Consider the following 16,624-nt stretch of genomic DNA (forward strand, 5'->3'; position numbering starts at 1 on the left):
ACCGGTCATCGGACACGGCGGCTGCTCCGTGCGGGCCCCGGAGCGCGGCGGCCAAACGTTTCCCCCCGATCGGGTCATGCCGGGGTAAAGCTTTCGGACGTGCTCTTGAGTGGCGTACATCAGTCCGCATAGACAGCTTTCGCACAGTCAACTCCGGTGCCGCGGTGGGGGGTCTTCCGCTCGCGGCGCGCCCCGTCACGCCCTCACGAGGGGCAGCTGACGCTCCATCGAACCGAGAAGGGGGGACCCGACGTGCCCATCGCGCGCAACAAGCTCGCCCAGAGCATCGCTCCGGCCGCCGTCGCCGCCGCACTGATCCTCACCACCCTCGGCGCGGCCGTTCCGGCCTCCGCCGCCACCCCGGCCGGCGACAGCGCCCAGGCCCTGCCCGGCACCCACCCCGAGTGGGCCACCCCGCAGGCCGACGCCGGCGCCGCCGACGCGGCCGCCCCGGCCACCGCCCGGATCTACCTGGCCGGCCGGGACGCCAGCGGCCTGGCCGCGCTCGCCAAAGCGGTCTCCGACCCGAACTCCCCGGCCTACGGCCAGTACCTGTCCTCCGACCAGGTCCAGGCGAAGTTCGGCGCCACCCCGCAGCAGGTCAAGGCCGTCACCGACTGGGTGACCGGCGCGGGCCTGACCGTCTCCGCCAGCACGAACCACTACGTGCAGGTGGCCGGCTCCACCGCCGCGATGGCCAAGGCCTTCGGCACCGGTTTCCACAACTACCGCACCGCGGACGGCACCCACCGCGCGCCCGCCTCGGACGCCAAGGTCCCCGCCGCGGTGGCCGGCTCGGTGCTGGCCGTCTCCGGCCTGGCCGACGCGATCCACAAGAACAGCTCGAACGCCACCTCGGTGCGCGAGGCCGAGCAGCGCGCGAACGCCGCCTCCCGGCTCGCCGCCCCCGACAAGAAGGCCCCGGCCACCCTGCCGGACGTGCCGACCTGCTCCGAGGACGGCTACGGCTCCAAGACCGCCAAGGGCGCCCCGGACGGCTACGAGAAGAACGAGCCCTTCGCCCCCTGCTCGTACGTCCCGTCCCAGCTGCGCAAGGCGTACGGCGTCAGCGACGCCAAGGTCACCGGCAAGGGCGCCCGGGTCGCGATCATCGACGCCTACGGCCTGTCCACCATGGAGCAGGACGCGGACCACTTCTCCTCCCTGCACGGCGACCAGCCGTTCAAGCCGGGCCAGTACACCGAGTACGTCACCCCGGACAAGTGGACCCACGAGGACGAGTGCGGCGGCGCCGCCGGCTGGGCCGGCGAGGAGGCGCTCGACGTCGAGATGGTGCACGGCCTGGCGCCCGACGCGCAGGTCGTCTACGTCGGCGGCAACTCCTGCTACGACGAGGACCTGTACGACGCGATGGCCAAGGTCGTCGACGAGCACCTGGCCGACGTGGTCTCCAACTCCTGGGGCGAGATCATGCACGGCACCACCGGCGACATCGACCCGGCCGTGGTCGCCGCCGACAACCAGATATTCCAGCTCGGCGCGGTGACCGGCATCGGCTTCACCTTCTCCTCCGGCGACTGCGGCGACAGCTCCCCGGGCGCGGCCGCCACCGGCGCCAACTGCCAGACCGAGACCAACCAGGCCCAGGCCGACTGGCCGTCCGCCTCCCCGTGGGTCACCTCGGTCGGCGGCACCGCCCTCCAGCTCGACAACAAGGGCGGCAAGTACGGCGACGAGGTCTCGATGGGCGACCTGCGCTCGGTGCTCTCCGCCGACCAGAAGTCCTGGAGCCCGTTCCCCGGCACCTTCTACTTCGGCGGCGGCGGCGGTGTCTCCAAGGACTTCGCCCAGCCGTGGTACCAGCAGGGCGTCGTCCCGGACAAGGTCTCCAAGACCGCGGCCGACGGCACCAAGTCCAGGACGCCGCTGCGCGCCACCCCCGACATCGCGATGAGCGGTGACCTGGTGGCCGCCACCCTGGTCGGCTTCACCGACGGCGGCGCCTACAGCGAGGGCGGCTACGGCGGCACCTCGGTCTCCGCCCCGGAGACCGCCGCGATGTTCGCCAACGCGATCCAGGCCCGCGGCGGCCGCGCCCTCGGCTTCGCCAACCCGGCCCTCTACGACCGGGCCGGCACCAAGGCGTTCAACGACGTCAACGACGGCGCCGTCCACACCAAGCGCGGCAACGTCGTCGACCTCGGCGTGGTGAGCGGCTCGCTCCGGGTCCGCCTCTACAAGATCGGCGCGGACTACGGCCTGTCGGCCTCGAAGGGCTACGACACCGCCACCGGCCTGGGCTCCCCGGGCAAGGACTTCTTCAAGTCCTTCACCATCAAGAAGTAACCGCCGGCAACGCGGCGGAGGGGCGCCGGGAGTCTTCTCCCGGCGCCCCTCCGCGTTCCCGCGCCCCGCCGGGGGCGCCGCTCAGAAGCGGTCGACCGGCACGTACGTCCCCCACACCCCGCGCAGCGCGTCGCAGACCTCGCCCACGGTGGCCCGGGCCGCCAGCGCCTCCTTCATCGGGTACAGCACGTTGTCGGTGCCCTCCGCCGCCTTGCGCAGCTGCGACAGCGACCGGTCCACCGCCGAGGAGTCCCGGTCGGCGCGCAGGCGCCCGAGCCGCTCGGCCTGCTGCGCCTCGATCGCCGGGTCGACCCGCAGCGGCTCGTAGGGCTCCTCCTCGGCGAGCTGGAAGCGGTTGACGCCGACCACGGTCCGCTCGCCGGAGTCCTGCTCCTGCTGGATTCGGTACGCGGTGCGCTCGATCTCGCCCTTCTGGTAGCCCTGTTCGATCGCCGCGACGGCGCCGCCCATGTCCTCCACCTTGGCCATCAGCTCCAGGGCGGCGGCCTCCAGCTCGTCCGTCATCGCCTCGACCACGTAGGAGCCCGCGAACGGGTCGACGGTGGCGGTGACGTCGGTCTCGAAGGCGAGCACCTGCTGGGTGCGCAGCGCGAGCCGGGCGGACTTCTCGGTCGGCAGGGCGATCGCCTCGTCGAAGGAGTTGGTGTGCAGCGACTGGGTGCCGCCCAGGACGGCGGCCAGCGCCTGCACCGAGACGCGCACCAGGTTGACCTCGGGCTGCTGCGCGGTGAGCTGCACGCCGGCGGTCTGGGTGTGGAAGCGCAGCATCTGCGACTTGGGGTTCTTCGCGCCGAACTCCTCCTTCATGACGCGGGCCCAGATCCGGCGCGCGGCACGGAACTTGGCGACCTCCTCCAGCAGCGTGGTGCGGGAGACGAAGAAGAAGGAGAGCCGGGGCGCGAAGTCGTCGACGTCCATCCCGGCGGCGACCGCGGTGCGGACGTACTCGATGCCGTTGGCGAGCGTGAAGGCGATCTCCTGCGCGGGGTTCGCCCCGGCCTCGGCCATGTGGTAGCCGGAGATGGAGATGGTGTTCCACTTGGGGATCTCGGCCCGGCAGTACTGGAACACGTCCGCGATCAGCCGCAGGCTGGGCTTGGGCGGGAAGATGTACGTGCCGCGGGCGATGTACTCCTTGAGCACGTCGTTCTGGATGGTGCCGGTCAGCTTGCCCGAGGGCACGCCCTGGGCCTCGCCGACCAGCTGGTAGAGCAGCAGCAGGAGCGAGCCGGGCGCGTTGATGGTCATCGAGGTGGAGACCTCGCCGAGCGGGATGCCGCCGAACAGCACGTTCATGTCCTCGACGCTGTCGACCGCCACGCCGACCTTGCCGACCTCGCCGGAGGAGATCGCCGCGTCCGAGTCGTAGCCCATCTGGGTCGGCAGGTCGAAGGCCACCGACAGGCCCATGGTGCCGTTGGCGATCAGCTGCTTGTAGCGGGCGTTGGACTCGGCGGCGGTGCCGAAGCCGGCGTACTGGCGCATCGTCCACGGCTTGCCGGTGTACATGGTCGGGTACACGCCGCGGGTGAACGGGTACCGGCCGGGGGTGCCGAGCCGGCTCGCGGCGTCGAATCCGGCCAGTGTCTCGGGGCCGTACACCGGCTCGATCGGCAGTCCCGACTCGGTGCGGCGTGGCTCGGCTGCCATGGGGGTTCCTCCGCGGGGGGTGGTGAGGGTTAGCGCTGATTAACGGGTCAGCTGGATACGCAATGTAGTCGTGCCCCGTCGGCAGCAGACAGATGCCACGGCTGGGAGCTTGCTCACAACACCCGCGGCCCGTCCCTTGGGATGATCGGTCCACCGACCGGACGGACGAGGAGTGGACGACATGAGCGAGCAGAAGGTGGCCGTGGTCACCGGCGCCAGCAGCGGCATCGGGGCGGCGACCGCCCGCCGACTGGCCGCGGACGGCTTCGAGGTGGTGCTGACCGCCCGACGCACCGAGCGGATCGAGACGCTGGCGAAGGAGATCGGCGGACGCGCCCGCACCCTGGACGTCACCGACCGGGCGGCGGTGGACGCCTTCGCCGCCGAGGTCGGCCGGGTCGACGTCCTGGTGAACAACGCGGGCGGCGCGCTGGGCGCGGACAGCGTCGAGGCGGGCGACCCGGCGGACTGGCGCACCATGTACGAGGTCAACGTGCTCGGCGTGCTGCACCTGACCCAGGCCCTGCTGCCCGCGCTGCGCGCCACCGGCGAGGGCACCGTGCTGATCATGTCCTCGACCGCGGCGCTGGCCGCGTACGAGGGCGGCGGCGGGTACGTGGCCGCCAAGCACGCCGTCCACTCGCTGGCCCAGACCCTGCGCCTCGAACTGGTGGCCGAGCCGATCCGGGTGATCGAGATCGCGCCCGGCATGGTGAAGTCCGAGGGCTTCGCGCTGACCCGCTTCCGCGGCGACCGGGACAAGGCCGACGCGGTCTACGCGGGCGTCGCCGAGCCGCTGACCTCGGAGGACGTCGCCGACACCGTCTCCTGGGCGGTCACCCGGCCCGCCCACGTCAACATCGACCTGCTGGTGGTCCGGCCCCGCGCCCAGGCCGCCAACCACAAGGTGCACCGGGCCGGTTGATCCGTCCCGCGGGACCGAAAAGGGCGGCGGGTCACAACTTGATAGCTCGATCGAGTGAAATCGGCCCGCCGCCTCCCCAACTGATGAGCCCTCAACTACCGTGGAGGCGCTGCCCCGCCGAGCTGTGCCAGCCCCGAGCGGCGGCATCGCCGCACCCCGCGACACCCCTGTCCTCCCAGGTCCACCCCGTCTCTGGAGCATTCCGCCTTCCCGCCCTCACGAGGAGGATCCGCTGGCCAGCGACATCCCGCCGCAGCGTCTCGACGTGCGGACGGAGCCGTCCCTGCTGGGGCTCCACCGGTTCAACGAAGCCGACTCCGGCGCCGTGGAGGAAGCACTGCTCGCCTGCTGCGGCAGCCACCGCTGGGCCCTCCGCCTCACCGCCCACCGCCCCTACCCCGACATCGAGTCCCTGCTGGCCGCGGCCAGCGAGGCCAGCTACGACCTGCGTCCGGCCGACCTGGCGGAGGCCCTCGCCGACGAGAGCTGGATGCCCCAGCCCCTGCTCGGCATGCGCGCCCCCGGCAGCCAGGCCGCCCGCACCGCGCTGCGCGCCGCCCACGCCGCCTACGAGGCCCGCTTCGGGTACGTCTTCGTGGTCTGCCTGGAGGGCGTCGTCCCCGAGGAGATGCTGGACGCCGTCCTCACCTCCATCCGCACCCGCCTGGCCAACGACCCCGACGAGGAACGCCTGGTCTCCGCCGAGGAGTTGCGCCGCATCGCGCTCAGCCGCCTGGAGCACCTGGTCGCGGTGAAGAGCTGACCCGGGCGCCGGGAACGGCGCCGGACCGACCGATCCGCCCGCAGGGCCCCGCCGGGGGCCCTGCTCCGTTTCCCGGCGGTCCTCACCTCCCGGCGATCTTCGCCAGCTGCGCCCGCACCACCGCCGGGTCCGGCTCCGGGGCCGGTCGGCCGGTCGCGTCCAGGGTGGTGAAGACGGCGAGGACGTCCCCGGCCCGGGCGACCAGGGCGCGCTGGGCGATGACGGCCCCGCCGGTTTCATTCGTGAGGGTGAAGGCGCTGGCGGCGTCGGCTCCTTCGGGGGTGGGCGTGTCGAGCCGGGTGAGCAGGTGGCGGCCGGCGGTGGAGGTGAACGCCCGGCAGTGGTCGAGGACCTGGTCGAGCCCGGAGCGGACGGCGGCGGCCCGGCCGGGCCGGAAGGCCAGCACCGCGGTGTAGAGCGAGGCGGCGGCGTCGCCCGCGCGGGCGATGTCCAGGTCGGCCTCGGCCAGCGGCCCGGCCCCGCCCTTGGAGGGGGTCAGCGCGTCGAGGACGGGCTGGCAGGCCGGGACGTCGGCGGTCTGCGGGGGGCTGGAGATGTCGTTCTGGCCGGGCTGCATGAGGGTGACGTGCCAGCCGGGGCCGAGGTCGGCGTCGGTGACGGCGAGGGCGCGCACCGCGGCGGCGTCGTACTCGGGCCGCGCGGAGGACGGCGCGGCCGACGGCCGGGCGAAGGGCCCCGCGGCGGCCCCGGCGGCGGCGCCGTCGGCGGCGGGGGCGGACGGCGCGGCGGCGCAGCCGGCCGCGGCGGGGGCGAGCGCGGCGAGCGAGGCGAGGGCGGCGAGCGCGGGCAGGGGTCGCACGGCGGGTCTCTCTGCTGGGCGGCGGGAGGAGGCGTACCGTAGCGCAGTCGGCCTGTGACGCAGGGTCACGGTTCCCGGCGCGATTAGGCCGTGCGTGCCTGATTGATCACACCAGGGGCCCCCGGCGGCGGTTGCCGACGGCGCGTCGATAGGATGCTCGCGGCCGGTGGACCGTATCCGGCCGGGCTGACCGACACCGAAGCCGGCCGAGCCCCCGAACCGCTTCCGGAGGGTTTTCCGTGCCGGCTGGAACGCTGTACCGCGGCCGGGAAGGCATGTGGAGCTGGGTGGCTCACCGAGTCACCGGCGTCCTGATCTTCTTCTTCCTGTTCGCACATGTCCTTGACACCGCTCTGGTGCGGGTGTCGCCCGAGGCGTACGACTCGGTGATCGCCACGTACAAGTTCTGGCTGGTGAACCTGATGGAGTACGGCCTGGTGGCCGCCATCCTGTTCCACGCCCTGAACGGCCTGCGGGTCGTCGCGGTGGACTTCTGGGCCAAGGGCCCGAAGTACCAGAAGCAGATGCTCTGGACCGTCGTGGGCGTGTGGGTCGTCCTGATGGCCGGCTCCTTCTACCCCGTCCTCGAGCACACCCTTCGCACCTGGTTCGGGGGCTGATCCGCGTGTCCACTGAGACCAACGACCTGGTGGTGCCCTCGGTGCACGCCCACACCGGCAAGGGACTGGGCACCGGCAACCCGGCCGACGCCTTCGTGGTCGAGCCGGCCCGGGCGCGCAGCAAGCGGACCCCGCGCCGCACCCGCACCAACTTCGAGATGCTCGCCTGGCTGTTCATGCGCCTGTCGGGCGTCGTGCTGGTGGTGCTGGTCCTCGGCCACCTGCTGATCAACCTGATGCTGGACGGCGGCGTCTCCAAGGTCAGCTTCGCCTTCGTGGCGGGCAAGTGGGCCTCGCCGTTCTGGCAGGTCTGGGACCTGCTGATGCTGTGGCTGGCCATGCTGCACGGCTCGAACGGCATGCGCACCGTCATCAACGACTACGCGGAGAAGGACGCCACTCGTCTGTGGCTGAAGGGTCTCCTGGGCGTCGCGACCGTGTTCACGGTCGTCCTCGGCACCCTGGTGATCTTCACCTTCGACCCGAACATCTGACGAGCCACCAGAGGCGACTGACCCCCATGCAGATTCACCAGTACGACACCGTCATCGTCGGCGCCGGCGGCGCCGGCATGCGCGCGGCCATCGAGTCGACGCAGCGCAGCCGCACCGCCGTCCTGACCAAGCTCTACCCGACCCGGTCGCACACCGGCGCGGCGCAGGGCGGCATGTGCGCCGCGCTCGCCAACGTCGAGGAGGACAACTGGGAGTGGCACACCTTCGACACGGTCAAGGGCGGTGACTACCTGGTCGACCAGGACGCCGCCGAGATCATGTGCAAGGAGGCCATCGACGCGGTCCTCGACCTGGAGAAGATGGGCCTGCCCTTCTCCCGCACCGACCAGGGCCGGATCGACCAGCGCCGCTTCGGCGGCCACTCCCGCAACCACGGCGAGGCCCCGGTCCGCCGGTCCTGCTACGCCGCGGACCGCACCGGCCACATGATCCTGCAGACGCTGTTCCAGAACTGCGTCAAGCACGGCGTCGAGTTCTTCAACGAGTTCTACGTCCTCGACCTGCTGATCAACGAGGGCCGGACCGCCGGCGTGGTGGCCTACGAGCTGGCCACCGGCGAGATCCACGTCTTCCAGGCCAAGGCCGTGGTGTTCGCCTCGGGCGGCACCGGCAAGATGTTCAAGGTCACCTCGAACGCGCACACCCTGACCGGTGACGGCCAGGCCGTGGCGTACCGCCGGGGCCTGCCGCTGGAGGACATGGAGTTCTTCCAGTTCCACCCGACCGGCATCTGGCGGATGGGCATCCTGCTCACCGAGGGCGCCCGCGGCGAGGGCGGCATCCTGCGCAACAAGGACGGCGAGCGCTTCATGGAGCGCTACGCCCCCGTCATGAAGGACCTCGCGTCCCGTGACGTGTGCTCCCGCGCGATCTACTCGGAGATCCGGGCCGGCCGCGGCTGCGGCCCCGACGGCGACCACGTCTACCTGGACCTGACGCACCTGCCGCCGGAGCAGCTGGACGCCAAGCTGCCGGACATCACCGAGTTCGCGCGCACCTACCTCGGCATCGAGCCCTACACGGACCCGATCCCGATCCAGCCCACCGCGCACTACGCGATGGGCGGCATCCCGACCAACGTCGAGGGCGAGGTGCTGCGCAACAACACCGACGTCGTCCCGGGCCTGTACGCCGCGGGCGAGGTCGCGTGCGTGTCGGTGCACGGCGCCAACCGCCTGGGCACCAACTCGCTGCTGGACATCAACGTGTTCGGCCGCCGGGCGGGCATCGCCGCCGCCGAGTACGCCGAGAAGCACGACTTCGTGCCGCTGCCGGAGGACCCGGGCGCGCTGGTCGAGTCGCTGGTGGAGGGCCTGCGGGAGTCCACCGGCACCGAGTCGGTCGCGAAGATCCGCCTGGAGCTGCAGGAGTCGATGGACGCCAACGCGTCCGTCTACCGCACCGGCAAGACCCTGCAGCAGGCGGTCGAGGACGTGGCGGCGCTCAAGGAGCGCTTCAAGAACGTCTCGATCGCGGACAAGGGCTCGCGCTACAACACCGACCTGCTGGAGGCCGTCGAGCTGGGCAACCTGCTCGACCTGGCCGAGGTGCTGGTCGTGTCCGCGCTGGCGCGCGAGGAGTCCCGCGGCGGTCACTACCGCGAGGACTTCCCGACCCGCGACGACGTGAAGTTCATGCAGCACACCATGGCGTACCGCGAGGTGGCCGAGGACGGTTCCACCTCCATCCGCCTCGACTACAAGCCGGTCGTGCAGACCCGCTACCAGCCGATGGAGCGTAAGTACTGATGTCCACTTCGACCGTCGAGACGCACTCGGCCGCGCTGGACGCGGCCGAGTCGGGCAGCGTGCAGCTGATCAACGTCACCTTCCGGATCCGCCGGTTCAACCCGGAGGAGCACCCGGACCCGGTGTGGGTGGACTACCAGCTCCTGATGGACCCGAAGGAGCGCGTCCTGGACGCGCTCAACAAGATCAAGTGGGAGCAGGACGGCACGCTCACGTACCGCCGCTCCTGCGCGCACGGCATCTGCGGCTCGGACGCCATGCGGATCAACGGCCGCAACCGGCTGGCGTGCAAGACCCTGATCAAGGACGTCAACCCGGAGAAGCCGATCACGATCGAGGCCATCAAGGGCCTCGCGGTCCTCAAGGACCTGATCGTGGACATGGACCCGTTCTTCCAGGCGTACAAGGACGTCATGCCGTTCCTGATCACCAACGGGAACGAGCCGACCCGCGAGCGCCTGCAGTCGCAGGCCGACCGCGAGCGCTTCGACGACACCACCAAGTGCATCCTGTGCGCCGCGTGCACCTCCTCGTGCCCGGTGTTCTGGAACGACGGCCAGTACTTCGGCCCGGCGGCGATCGTCAACGCGCACCGCTTCATCTTCGACTCGCGCGACGAGGGTGCCGAGCAGCGGCTGGAGATCCTCAACGACCGCGAGGGCGTGTGGCGCTGCCGCACCACCTTCAACTGCTCGGAGGCCTGCCCGCGCGGCATCGAGGTCACCAAGGCGATCCAGGAGGTGAAGCGCGCGCTCGTCACGCGCCGCTTCTAGTCCGTCCGTTCGAGGGGCCCGTCCGGAGTGCGCTCCGGGCGGGCCCTTCGGCGTCCGGCGGGGCCCGAGCTCCCGTGCTCCTGTACTCCTGTGCTCCCGGCGGGCCGTCAGTCGGTGCGGCGGGTGCGGACGGTGGCCAGGGTGAGCAGCAGCGGGCCGAGGAACAGGGCGGCGCCCATCGTCCGGTAGTCCTGGTCGGCGGCGGCGGCGGTGAGCGCCAGCTGGGTGCCCAGGACGGCCGCGCCCGTCACCGGGACCAGGGCGCGGATCCGGTGCCGCCAGGCGTGCAGCGCGGCGGCGGCCAGGCCCAGGTAGGCCCAGAGCGCGCCGCGCCACAGCAGCCAGTCCAGCTGCGGGGCGCGCAGCAGGGTGCGGCTCCAGGTCGCGGCGGCGTGCAGCGGGTGCCACAGGCCGCGCGAGCCGGCCGCCGGGCCGGGTACTCCGGTGGCGGCGTGCGGGCCGCCGTCGCCCGCCCGGACGGCCCAGGCGATCCGGGCCCGGCAGAGCCGGGCGTCCAGCACCCGGTCCGGGTGGTCGCGCAGCAACTGCCGCCAGGTGGAGGCGAGTTCGTCTTCGGCCCGGCGGGCGGTGGCGGTGTTCCAGCGGTCGGTGAGGGCCGCGGTGGCGGAGCAGTCGGCACCCGCGGCGTCCCAGTCGGCGGGCGGGGCGACGGCGGTCAGGACGGGGCCGAGCGGGGCGGCGGCCCGGTGCTGGGCCAGCGCCAGGTCGGCGGCCCGCAGCGGGTGCAGGTCGCCGCCCGGGGACGCGGGGTGCCCGAGCAGCGCCAGCGCGACCGGCACGGCCAGCGCGGCCGCGGTCAGCAGCGCGATCCGGGCCCGGGCCCGGGGCAGGCAGAGCAGCAGCACCGCGGCGGCGGCCAGCGCGGTGCCGGCGCCCCGGGTGCCGGTCAGGGCGAACGCGCAGACGGCCGTGAACAGGACGGCCAGATCCAGCCGTTGGGCCGGGCCGCCCCGCTCCAGGGCGCCCTCGGCCCGCCGGGCGAGCAGCCGCAGCCCGGCCCCGGTGAGCAGCAGCGCGGCGAGGGTGGTGACCGCGGCCGGGGTGGCCGAGACCACCAGCGCGGCGGTCGGCGGCAGGGCGGCCAGCGCCACCGCGACCGGCCCGCTGTGCCGTCCCCGCACCCCGAACCGGGCCAGCGCGGCCGCCAGGTACCCCAGGGCGAAGGCCGCGGCCGCGGTCTGCGCCAGCACCGCCGGGCCGGTGTGCACGGCCCGCACCGCCGCCGCGTACAGCGGCGCGCCGGGCTCGGGGGCGTCCCCGGTGAACGCCGGGTACACCGCCGCCCACCACAGCAGCAGCACCGCCCAGCACGCCGCGGCCACCGCGAACGGCAGCCGCAGCCGCGACTTCGCCCGCCGGTGCCGCCGTTCCCGCTCCTGCCGCCGCGCCCACTCCGGGCGGGTCTCACCGAGGGTGGAACTGATGCTCACGCCGAGCCTCCCCGAAGTTCGTGCCGGGCAGGCTAGCAGCGGGATTCGGCCACTTGAAGGGGGCGGGCGCCGGGGGTCCGGGGCGCGGCCCGCGGATCGTCCGCCTTCGTCTGGCTTCGCCTGGCTTCGTCCGCCGGGGCGGCTCGGGAGGTCGCCCGGCGGGACTACTCGGCGGGGCGCTCGCCGGCCGGGGCGGCGGCGGTGGCCGCGGTGGCGGCGGTGGCCGCGCGCAGGCCGCGGACGCCGATCCAGCCGATGGCGAGGCCGAGCAGCAGGGAGGTGACGGCGAGCAGGAGGTGGACCCAGAAGAAGGCGGTGGGCTGCCCGTGGTCGCCGTTCACGAAGGCCTGGCCGCCGGAGTCCTTCCAGAGGTTCTTGACGAAGGTGGTCCAGATGAAGACCGACCAGACGCCGAAGGCGGTGAGGAACCAGGAGACCGGGCGGCTGAGCTTCATGGTGACGGGGTCCTTCGCGGCAGACGGGGTGCCCGTCCAGTATGCGGGGCCCGCCGATCGGAGCAGCGGGCGGTACTCGTTCGTGGCGTCGGACGACGGCGGGAGCGGGTCCGGGGCGGGTGCGGGTTATTTTTCCGGAATGCTGATAATCCGCCGGATTCTCCACGGTTCGTCCGCTGCCGCCCTGCTGCTGGTGCCCGCGCTGCCGGCCTCCGCCGCCGCGTCCGGGGACGCCCCGCCGCCCGGCGTGGTGGGCGGGGAGCGGCTGGGCGCGGCGGGGGTCCAGGTGGCGCCGGGGCCGGGGGCGCCGCCGCTGCCGAAGGACCTGACCGGGAAGTCCTGGCTGATCGCGGACGCGGGCACCGGGCAGGTGCTGGCGGCGTTCAACGCGCACGCGCAGCTGCCGCCGGCGTCGACCCTGAAGATGCTGTTCGCGGACACCGTGCTGCCGCGCTTCCCGGCCTCCGCGGTGCACAAGGTGGCCTGGGCGGAGCTGCAGGGGATGGGGGCGGGCAGCAGCCTGGTCGGCATCAAGGAGGACCTGGAGTACAAGGTCGAGGACCTGTGGCGCGGAGTGTTCCTCTCCTCCGGCAACGACGCGGTGCACGTGCTGGCGAACATGAACGGCGGGGTGGCGAAGACCGTCGCCGACATGCAGGCCCGGGCGGATCAGCTACAGGCCCGGGACACCCACGTGGTCAGCCCGGACGGCTACGACATGGACGGGCAGGTCACCTCGGCGTACGACCTGACCCTGTTCGCCCGGGCGGGCCTGCGCAATCCGGAGTTCCGGGGCTACTGCGCGACCCGCTGGGCGCAGTTCCCGGGCGCGGTGGACAAGAAGACCGGGCAGCGCGGGAGCTTCGGCATCGCCAACACCGACCGGCTGCTGGGCAGTTACCCGGGCCTGATCGGGGTGAAGAACGGCTACACCACCAACGCGGGCGCCACCTACACGGGCGCGGCCGAGCGCGACGGGCGGACGCTGCTGGTGACGGTGATGCACCCGGCGGACAGCCCGAAGGTCTACACCGAGGCGGCGGCGCTGCTGGACTGGGGCTTCGCCGCGGCCGGGAAGGTCACCCCGGTGGGGGCGCTGGCCGAGGACGGCGCCCCGGAGCAGGCCCCGTCGGCGGCGGCCCGGCCGGTGGCCGACGCCCCGGCCGGGTCGGCCGGTTCTACCGCGCCGGGCGCCCCGGCGGCCCCGCCCGCGCCGTCGGCCCCGGACCGCGGGCTGGCGGCGCACGCGGCGGCGGGCGGGCCGGGACCGGCGACCTGGTCGGCGGTCGGGCTGTGCGCGGCGGTCGCGGCGGCGGGGCTGCTGCGGCTGCGGACCCTGCGCCGCCGGGCCGCCCGCTCGGGGGACCGGCCGAGCTGACCGGGCGGCCGGACCGCCGAGGCGTCGGGCGGTCCGGCGGCGCAGCGGGCCGACCGGGCCCGGGCCGCGCGGGAGGCGGGCCGTGCGGACGGCCCCCGGGCCCCTCGCGCGGCTCGGGGCGTCAGGCGGTGCGGCGGGCAGCCCGCAGCGCGCGGCGCACCGAGCGGGTGGCGATGGGCGGCAGGACGTCGAGGGCGATCCGGCGGGGCAGCGAGCGCCGCGGCCGGGCGGGGGCGGGGGCCGGGGCCGGCTCGGGCGCCGGGGGCTCGTCCCAGGCGAGGCGGTGGCAGCGCTGCCCGGCCAGGTGCTCCTCGTCGAGCCGGAAGCCCTCGCCGCGCCAGTCCCGGTCGAGCAGGTCGGCGCGGACCGCCTCGGGGTCGCCCCAGGTGCCGTAGAACTTCTCGGGGGTGAGCAGCACCGGCCGCAGGCCGAGGGTGAAGACGGCCTCCCAGACGGCGGCGGCCACGCCGGGGGTGTGCGGGGCCCGGTAGTCGTCGAGGGCGACCACGCCGTCCTTGGCGAGGGCCTCCCGGGCGACCAGGATGTCGCCGGCCACGTGCTCGTACAGGTGGGAGGCGTCGATGTGGACGAAGCGGCAGCTGCCCGCGGGGATCCGGCCGTCGGCGAGGACCGAGGTGGGGGCCTGGACGATCGTCGGCAGTTCGGGGTGGAAGGCCAGGTAGTTGGCCTCGAAGGCGCGCCGGGTCAGGGTGTCGCGGTAGGACATGTCCATCTCGGCGGAGTTCTGGTCGTCCGGGGCCTCCAGGTCGAACAGGTCGCAGACCGTGAAGGTCTCCCCGGCGCGCAGGTGGTAGCCCAGCAGGATCGCCGAGCGGCCCAGGTAGGCGCCCATCTCCAGCAGGTCGCCGGTGGTCCCGGCCTCGCTCTGCCGGTCGAGCAGGTGGGCGAAGACCTCCTGGTCGGCCCGGAAGAACCAGCCCGGGACGTCGTCCGGGGCGGCCGGGACGGGGACGCCCTCGGGGGCGGCGGGAGCGGCGGCGGTGCCTGGTGCGGACACGCGGTCTCCTGGGGAGCTGGCCGGGGCCGGGGGCACGGCGGTGTGCGGTCGGCGGGAACCGGACTGGTGTGACCGGGATCATAGTCACTCGTCCGAACGCCGCACAGCGGGCGGGGCGGATGTTTCCCCGGCGGCCTCGAGCGCGGCCTCGGCCTGCCGGACGGCGCGCAGCCGGGCCCGTTCCGGGTCGGCGAGCGCGGTCCAGGCCGCGCAGTACATCAGCAGCCGGGTGACGAAGTCGATCCACAGCAGCAGGGCCACCGGCACGCCGAACGCCCCGTACAGGCTGCGGCCGGCCACCGAGCCCAGGTAGGAGGAGAGCAGCAGTTTCAGCAGTTCGAAGCCGACCGCGCCGATCAGCGCGCCCTCCAGCAGGGCGCGGCGGCGCTGGCCGGTGATCCGCGGGAACGGGCCGAGCAGGTAGGCGAAGAGCAGCAGGTCGGCGCAGACCGCGATCAGGAAGCCCAGTCCGGACAGCAGCCAGCGGGCGGCCCCGCCGTCCAGGCCCAGGGCGTCGGAGAGCCGGTGGACCAGGGTGGTGGCGAGCGCGGAGGCGGCCAGCGAGGCCAGGCAGACCAGGCCGAGGCCGAGCAGCACCACGCAGTCGCGGGCCTTGACCAGGACCGGGTTGCCGCCGTCGTCCGGCAGCCGCCACACGGTGCGCACCGCGCCGCGCATGGTGTCCACCCAGCCGAGGCCGGAGATCAGCAGCAGCAGGCCGGAGACCAGGCCGACGGTGCCGGCGTTGGCCACCATGGCGTTCAGGTCGAGCGAGTCGGCGAGGCCCGGCAGCTGCTCGGTGATCTTGTCCTGGAGCTGGTGCACCCGGGAGTCGGAGAGGGTGGCCAGGGCGATCGCCAGGGCCACCGTGAGCAGCGGGAACAACGCCAGGAAGCCGAAGAAGGTGACCGCCCCGGCCAGCCGGTTGCCCTGGACGTCGTCGAACAGCAGGTAGACCCGGTAGGGCCGGCTGCGCAGCAGTCGGGCGGCCAGTGGGCCGATCACGGGCAGCTTGGTGAGGAAGTCCACGCATGGCTGTATACCGGCGTCCGGGCCCCCGCTGCGGGAGCGGGGCCGGGCCCGGCGCGGCGCGGGCCCTCCGGGGCGCGTCACGGGCCGTCCCGGGGGCTCCGGGTGAGTCCCCGTCAGCCCGCCCCCGCCGCGCGGGGGTTCAGCGGCGGACGGCGCGGCGGGCCCGGGCCAGGGCCCGCAGGCCCTGGAAGCCGAGGTAGTTGCCGCGGCCGAGCAGTTCGCCGCGCAGCCCCTCGCGGCCGGGCGGCGGCCGGTAGCCGGCCGGGCGGTGCCGGGCGCAGTGCTCGGCGGCGCGGCGGAAGAACTCGCGGCGGTCGCCGGGCGGGACCCGGCCGGGCTTGGAGACCACGGTGGCGAGGTGGCCGAGCATCATCCGGTAGATGACCGGGCGCCAGCGGTCCAGGTCGGGGCGGGTGTCGAGGAAGGCGAACACCCGGTCGTACTGCGCGAAGACGTCGAAGTGCTTGCGGGAGGCGGTGGCCAGGATGTTGCCGCCCTCGCGGCGCTGCCGGTAGTGCACGCCGACCCGGTCGAGCAGGGTGATCCGCTCGGCGGCGAGCAGCGCCGGGTAGGTGAACGGGGTGTCCTCGTAGTAGCCGGGCGGGAAGGACAGGTCGTGCCGGAGCAGGAACTCGCGGCGGTACGCCTTGTTCCAGGCGACCTGGAGCAGGTCGAGCAGGTCCCGGCGCTCGTCCAGGGTGAACACCTCGGCGCCGGGGCGGGCGAAGACCGGGGCGGAGGCGGAGCGGGTGACCCGGCCGTCCCAGTAGCTGCGGGCGTAGTCGAACACCAGCAGGTCGGGGTCGCCGGTGGCGCGCAGCCGGGCGTCGGTGTCGGCGAGCAGGCCGGGGGTGAGGGTGTCGTCGCTGTCCAGGAAGACCAGGTAGTCGCCGGTGGCGAGGGCGGCGCCGGCGTTGCGGGCCGGGCCGAGGCCGACGTTCTCGGGCAGGTGCCGGACGGTCACCCGGGGGTCGCGGGCGGCCGCCGCGTCCAGGATCGCGCCGCAGCCGTCGGGCGAGCGGTCGTCCACCGCGATCAGCTCGAAGTCCGTGAAGGACTGCGCCAGGACCGACTCCAGGCATTCGGGCAGGTACTCCTCGACGGCGTGCACCGGCACGACGACACTGAACCGCGGCATCTCTTCACTC

15 protein-coding genes are annotated in these 16,624 nt (G+C 73.6%); 8 read left to right on the plus strand and 7 right to left on the minus strand.

Annotated features, from left to right (window positions below):
• Positions 1-252: 252 nt before the first annotated feature.
• Positions 253-2,307: a protease pro-enzyme activation domain-containing protein gene (locus ACIQVD_RS31535; protein WP_402292452.1), complete on the plus strand. Its 2,055-nt coding sequence runs from the start codon at positions 253-255 to the stop codon at positions 2,305-2,307.
• An 81-nt stretch (positions 2,308-2,388) separates the two neighbouring features.
• Here the strand turns inward: ACIQVD_RS31535 and ACIQVD_RS31540 are convergent, their stop codons facing one another.
• Positions 2,389-3,978: a methylmalonyl-CoA mutase gene (locus ACIQVD_RS31540; protein ID WP_400687120.1), complete on the minus strand. Its 1,590-nt coding sequence runs from the start codon at positions 3,976-3,978 to the stop codon at positions 2,389-2,391.
• 181 nt (positions 3,979-4,159) lie between these two features.
• Here ACIQVD_RS31540 and ACIQVD_RS31545 point away from each other — a divergent pair, with 181 nt between their 5' ends.
• Both ACIQVD_RS31545 and ACIQVD_RS31550 read left to right on the plus strand, forming a co-directional pair.
• Complete coding sequence (locus tag ACIQVD_RS31545) at positions 4,160-4,903, plus strand: SDR family oxidoreductase (protein WP_402292453.1); 744 nt, start codon at positions 4,160-4,162, stop codon at positions 4,901-4,903.
• A gap of 265 nt (positions 4,904-5,168) precedes the next feature.
• Positions 5,169-5,666, plus strand: coding sequence for a 2-oxo-4-hydroxy-4-carboxy-5-ureidoimidazoline decarboxylase (locus ACIQVD_RS31550; protein WP_400687123.1), 498 nt, complete (start codon positions 5,169-5,171; stop codon positions 5,664-5,666).
• Between the two features lie 82 nt (positions 5,667-5,748).
• Here ACIQVD_RS31550 and ACIQVD_RS31555 read toward each other — a convergent pair whose 3' ends face one another.
• Positions 5,749-6,486 carry a hypothetical protein gene (locus tag ACIQVD_RS31555; RefSeq protein WP_402292454.1) on the minus strand — a complete coding sequence of 246 codons (738 nt, stop codon included), beginning with the start codon at positions 6,484-6,486 and terminating at the stop codon, positions 5,749-5,751.
• A gap of 239 nt (positions 6,487-6,725) precedes the next feature.
• Between ACIQVD_RS31555 and sdhC the strand changes: the two genes are divergently transcribed.
• The 4 genes from sdhC to ACIQVD_RS31575 all read left to right on the plus strand — a co-directional run bounded on the left by sdhC (position 6,726) and on the right by ACIQVD_RS31575 (position 10,142).
• A complete protein-coding gene (gene sdhC, locus ACIQVD_RS31560) occupies positions 6,726-7,106 on the plus strand; it encodes a succinate dehydrogenase, cytochrome b556 subunit (protein ID WP_100837923.1) in 381 nt (126 codons plus the stop codon).
• Positions 7,107-7,171: 65 nt separating this feature from the next.
• Positions 7,172-7,600: a succinate dehydrogenase, hydrophobic membrane anchor protein gene (gene sdhD / locus ACIQVD_RS31565; protein ID WP_282206516.1), complete on the plus strand. Its 429-nt coding sequence runs from the start codon at positions 7,172-7,174 to the stop codon at positions 7,598-7,600.
• Positions 7,601-7,626: 26 nt separating this feature from the next.
• On the plus strand, positions 7,627-9,369 hold the full coding sequence (sdhA, locus tag ACIQVD_RS31570) for a succinate dehydrogenase flavoprotein subunit (protein ID WP_400687126.1): 1,743 nt from the start codon (positions 7,627-7,629) through the stop codon (positions 9,367-9,369).
• Positions 9,369-10,142 (plus strand): succinate dehydrogenase iron-sulfur subunit, encoded by a 774-nt coding sequence (locus tag ACIQVD_RS31575; protein WP_100837921.1) that lies wholly within the window; start codon positions 9,369-9,371, stop codon positions 10,140-10,142. The genes sdhA and ACIQVD_RS31575 overlap by 1 nt, the downstream gene beginning before the upstream one ends.
• Before the next feature lie 107 nt (positions 10,143-10,249).
• Here ACIQVD_RS31575 and ACIQVD_RS31580 read toward each other — a convergent pair whose 3' ends face one another.
• Both ACIQVD_RS31580 and ACIQVD_RS31585 read right to left on the minus strand, forming a co-directional pair.
• On the minus strand, positions 10,250-11,593 hold the full coding sequence (locus ACIQVD_RS31580) for a hypothetical protein (RefSeq protein WP_402292455.1): 1,344 nt from the start codon (positions 11,591-11,593) through the stop codon (positions 10,250-10,252).
• Positions 11,594-11,757: 164 nt separating this feature from the next.
• Entirely contained in the window at positions 11,758-12,048 is a 291-nt protein-coding gene (locus tag ACIQVD_RS31585) for an SCO4848 family membrane protein (RefSeq protein WP_402292456.1), read from the minus strand.
• 139 nt (positions 12,049-12,187) lie between these two features.
• On the opposite strand from ACIQVD_RS31585, the gene ACIQVD_RS31590 reads away from it, so the two are divergent.
• Positions 12,188-13,426, plus strand: a complete 1,239-nt coding sequence (locus tag ACIQVD_RS31590; RefSeq protein ID WP_400687132.1) for a D-alanyl-D-alanine carboxypeptidase family protein — start codon at positions 12,188-12,190, stop codon at positions 13,424-13,426.
• Between the two features lie 121 nt (positions 13,427-13,547).
• Here ACIQVD_RS31590 and ACIQVD_RS31595 read toward each other — a convergent pair whose 3' ends face one another.
• The 3 genes from ACIQVD_RS31595 to ACIQVD_RS31605 form a co-directional block, all read right to left on the minus strand.
• A complete protein-coding gene (locus ACIQVD_RS31595; protein ID WP_400687134.1) occupies positions 13,548-14,444 on the minus strand; it encodes a class I SAM-dependent methyltransferase in 897 nt (298 codons plus the stop codon).
• 84 nt (positions 14,445-14,528) lie between these two features.
• Positions 14,529-15,473: a YihY/virulence factor BrkB family protein gene (locus ACIQVD_RS31600; RefSeq protein WP_400687136.1), complete on the minus strand. Its 945-nt coding sequence runs from the start codon at positions 15,471-15,473 to the stop codon at positions 14,529-14,531.
• Between the two features lie 142 nt (positions 15,474-15,615).
• Positions 15,616-16,614 (minus strand): glycosyltransferase family 2 protein, encoded by a 999-nt coding sequence (locus ACIQVD_RS31605; protein WP_400687138.1) that lies wholly within the window; start codon positions 16,612-16,614, stop codon positions 15,616-15,618.
• Between the last annotated feature and the right edge of the window lie 10 nt (positions 16,615-16,624).

The sequence above is a fragment of the Kitasatospora sp. NPDC090308 genome (genome assembly GCF_044769485.1).
In the GTDB taxonomy this organism is placed as follows: Bacteria; Actinomycetota; Actinomycetes; order Streptomycetales; family Streptomycetaceae; genus Kitasatospora; species Kitasatospora fiedleri.

Coding starts and splice junctions, on each gene's coding strand:
- ACIQVD_RS31540 (WP_400687120.1), bottom strand. CDS start 3,978: ATGGCAGCCGAGCCACGCCGCACCGAGTCGGGACTGCCGATCGAGCCG.
- ACIQVD_RS31545 (WP_402292453.1), top strand. CDS start 4,160: ATGAGCGAGCAGAAGGTGGCCGTGGTCACCGGCGCCAGCAGCGGCATC.
- sdhA (WP_400687126.1), top strand. CDS start 7,627: ATGCAGATTCACCAGTACGACACCGTCATCGTCGGCGCCGGCGGCGCC.
- ACIQVD_RS31575 (WP_100837921.1), top strand. CDS start 9,369: ATGTCCACTTCGACCGTCGAGACGCACTCGGCCGCGCTGGACGCGGCC.
- ACIQVD_RS31585 (WP_402292456.1), bottom strand. CDS start 12,048: ATGAAGCTCAGCCGCCCGGTCTCCTGGTTCCTCACCGCCTTCGGCGTC.
- ACIQVD_RS31590 (WP_400687132.1), top strand. CDS start 12,188: ATGCTGATAATCCGCCGGATTCTCCACGGTTCGTCCGCTGCCGCCCTG.
- ACIQVD_RS31605 (WP_400687138.1), bottom strand. CDS start 16,614: ATGCCGCGGTTCAGTGTCGTCGTGCCGGTGCACGCCGTCGAGGAGTAC.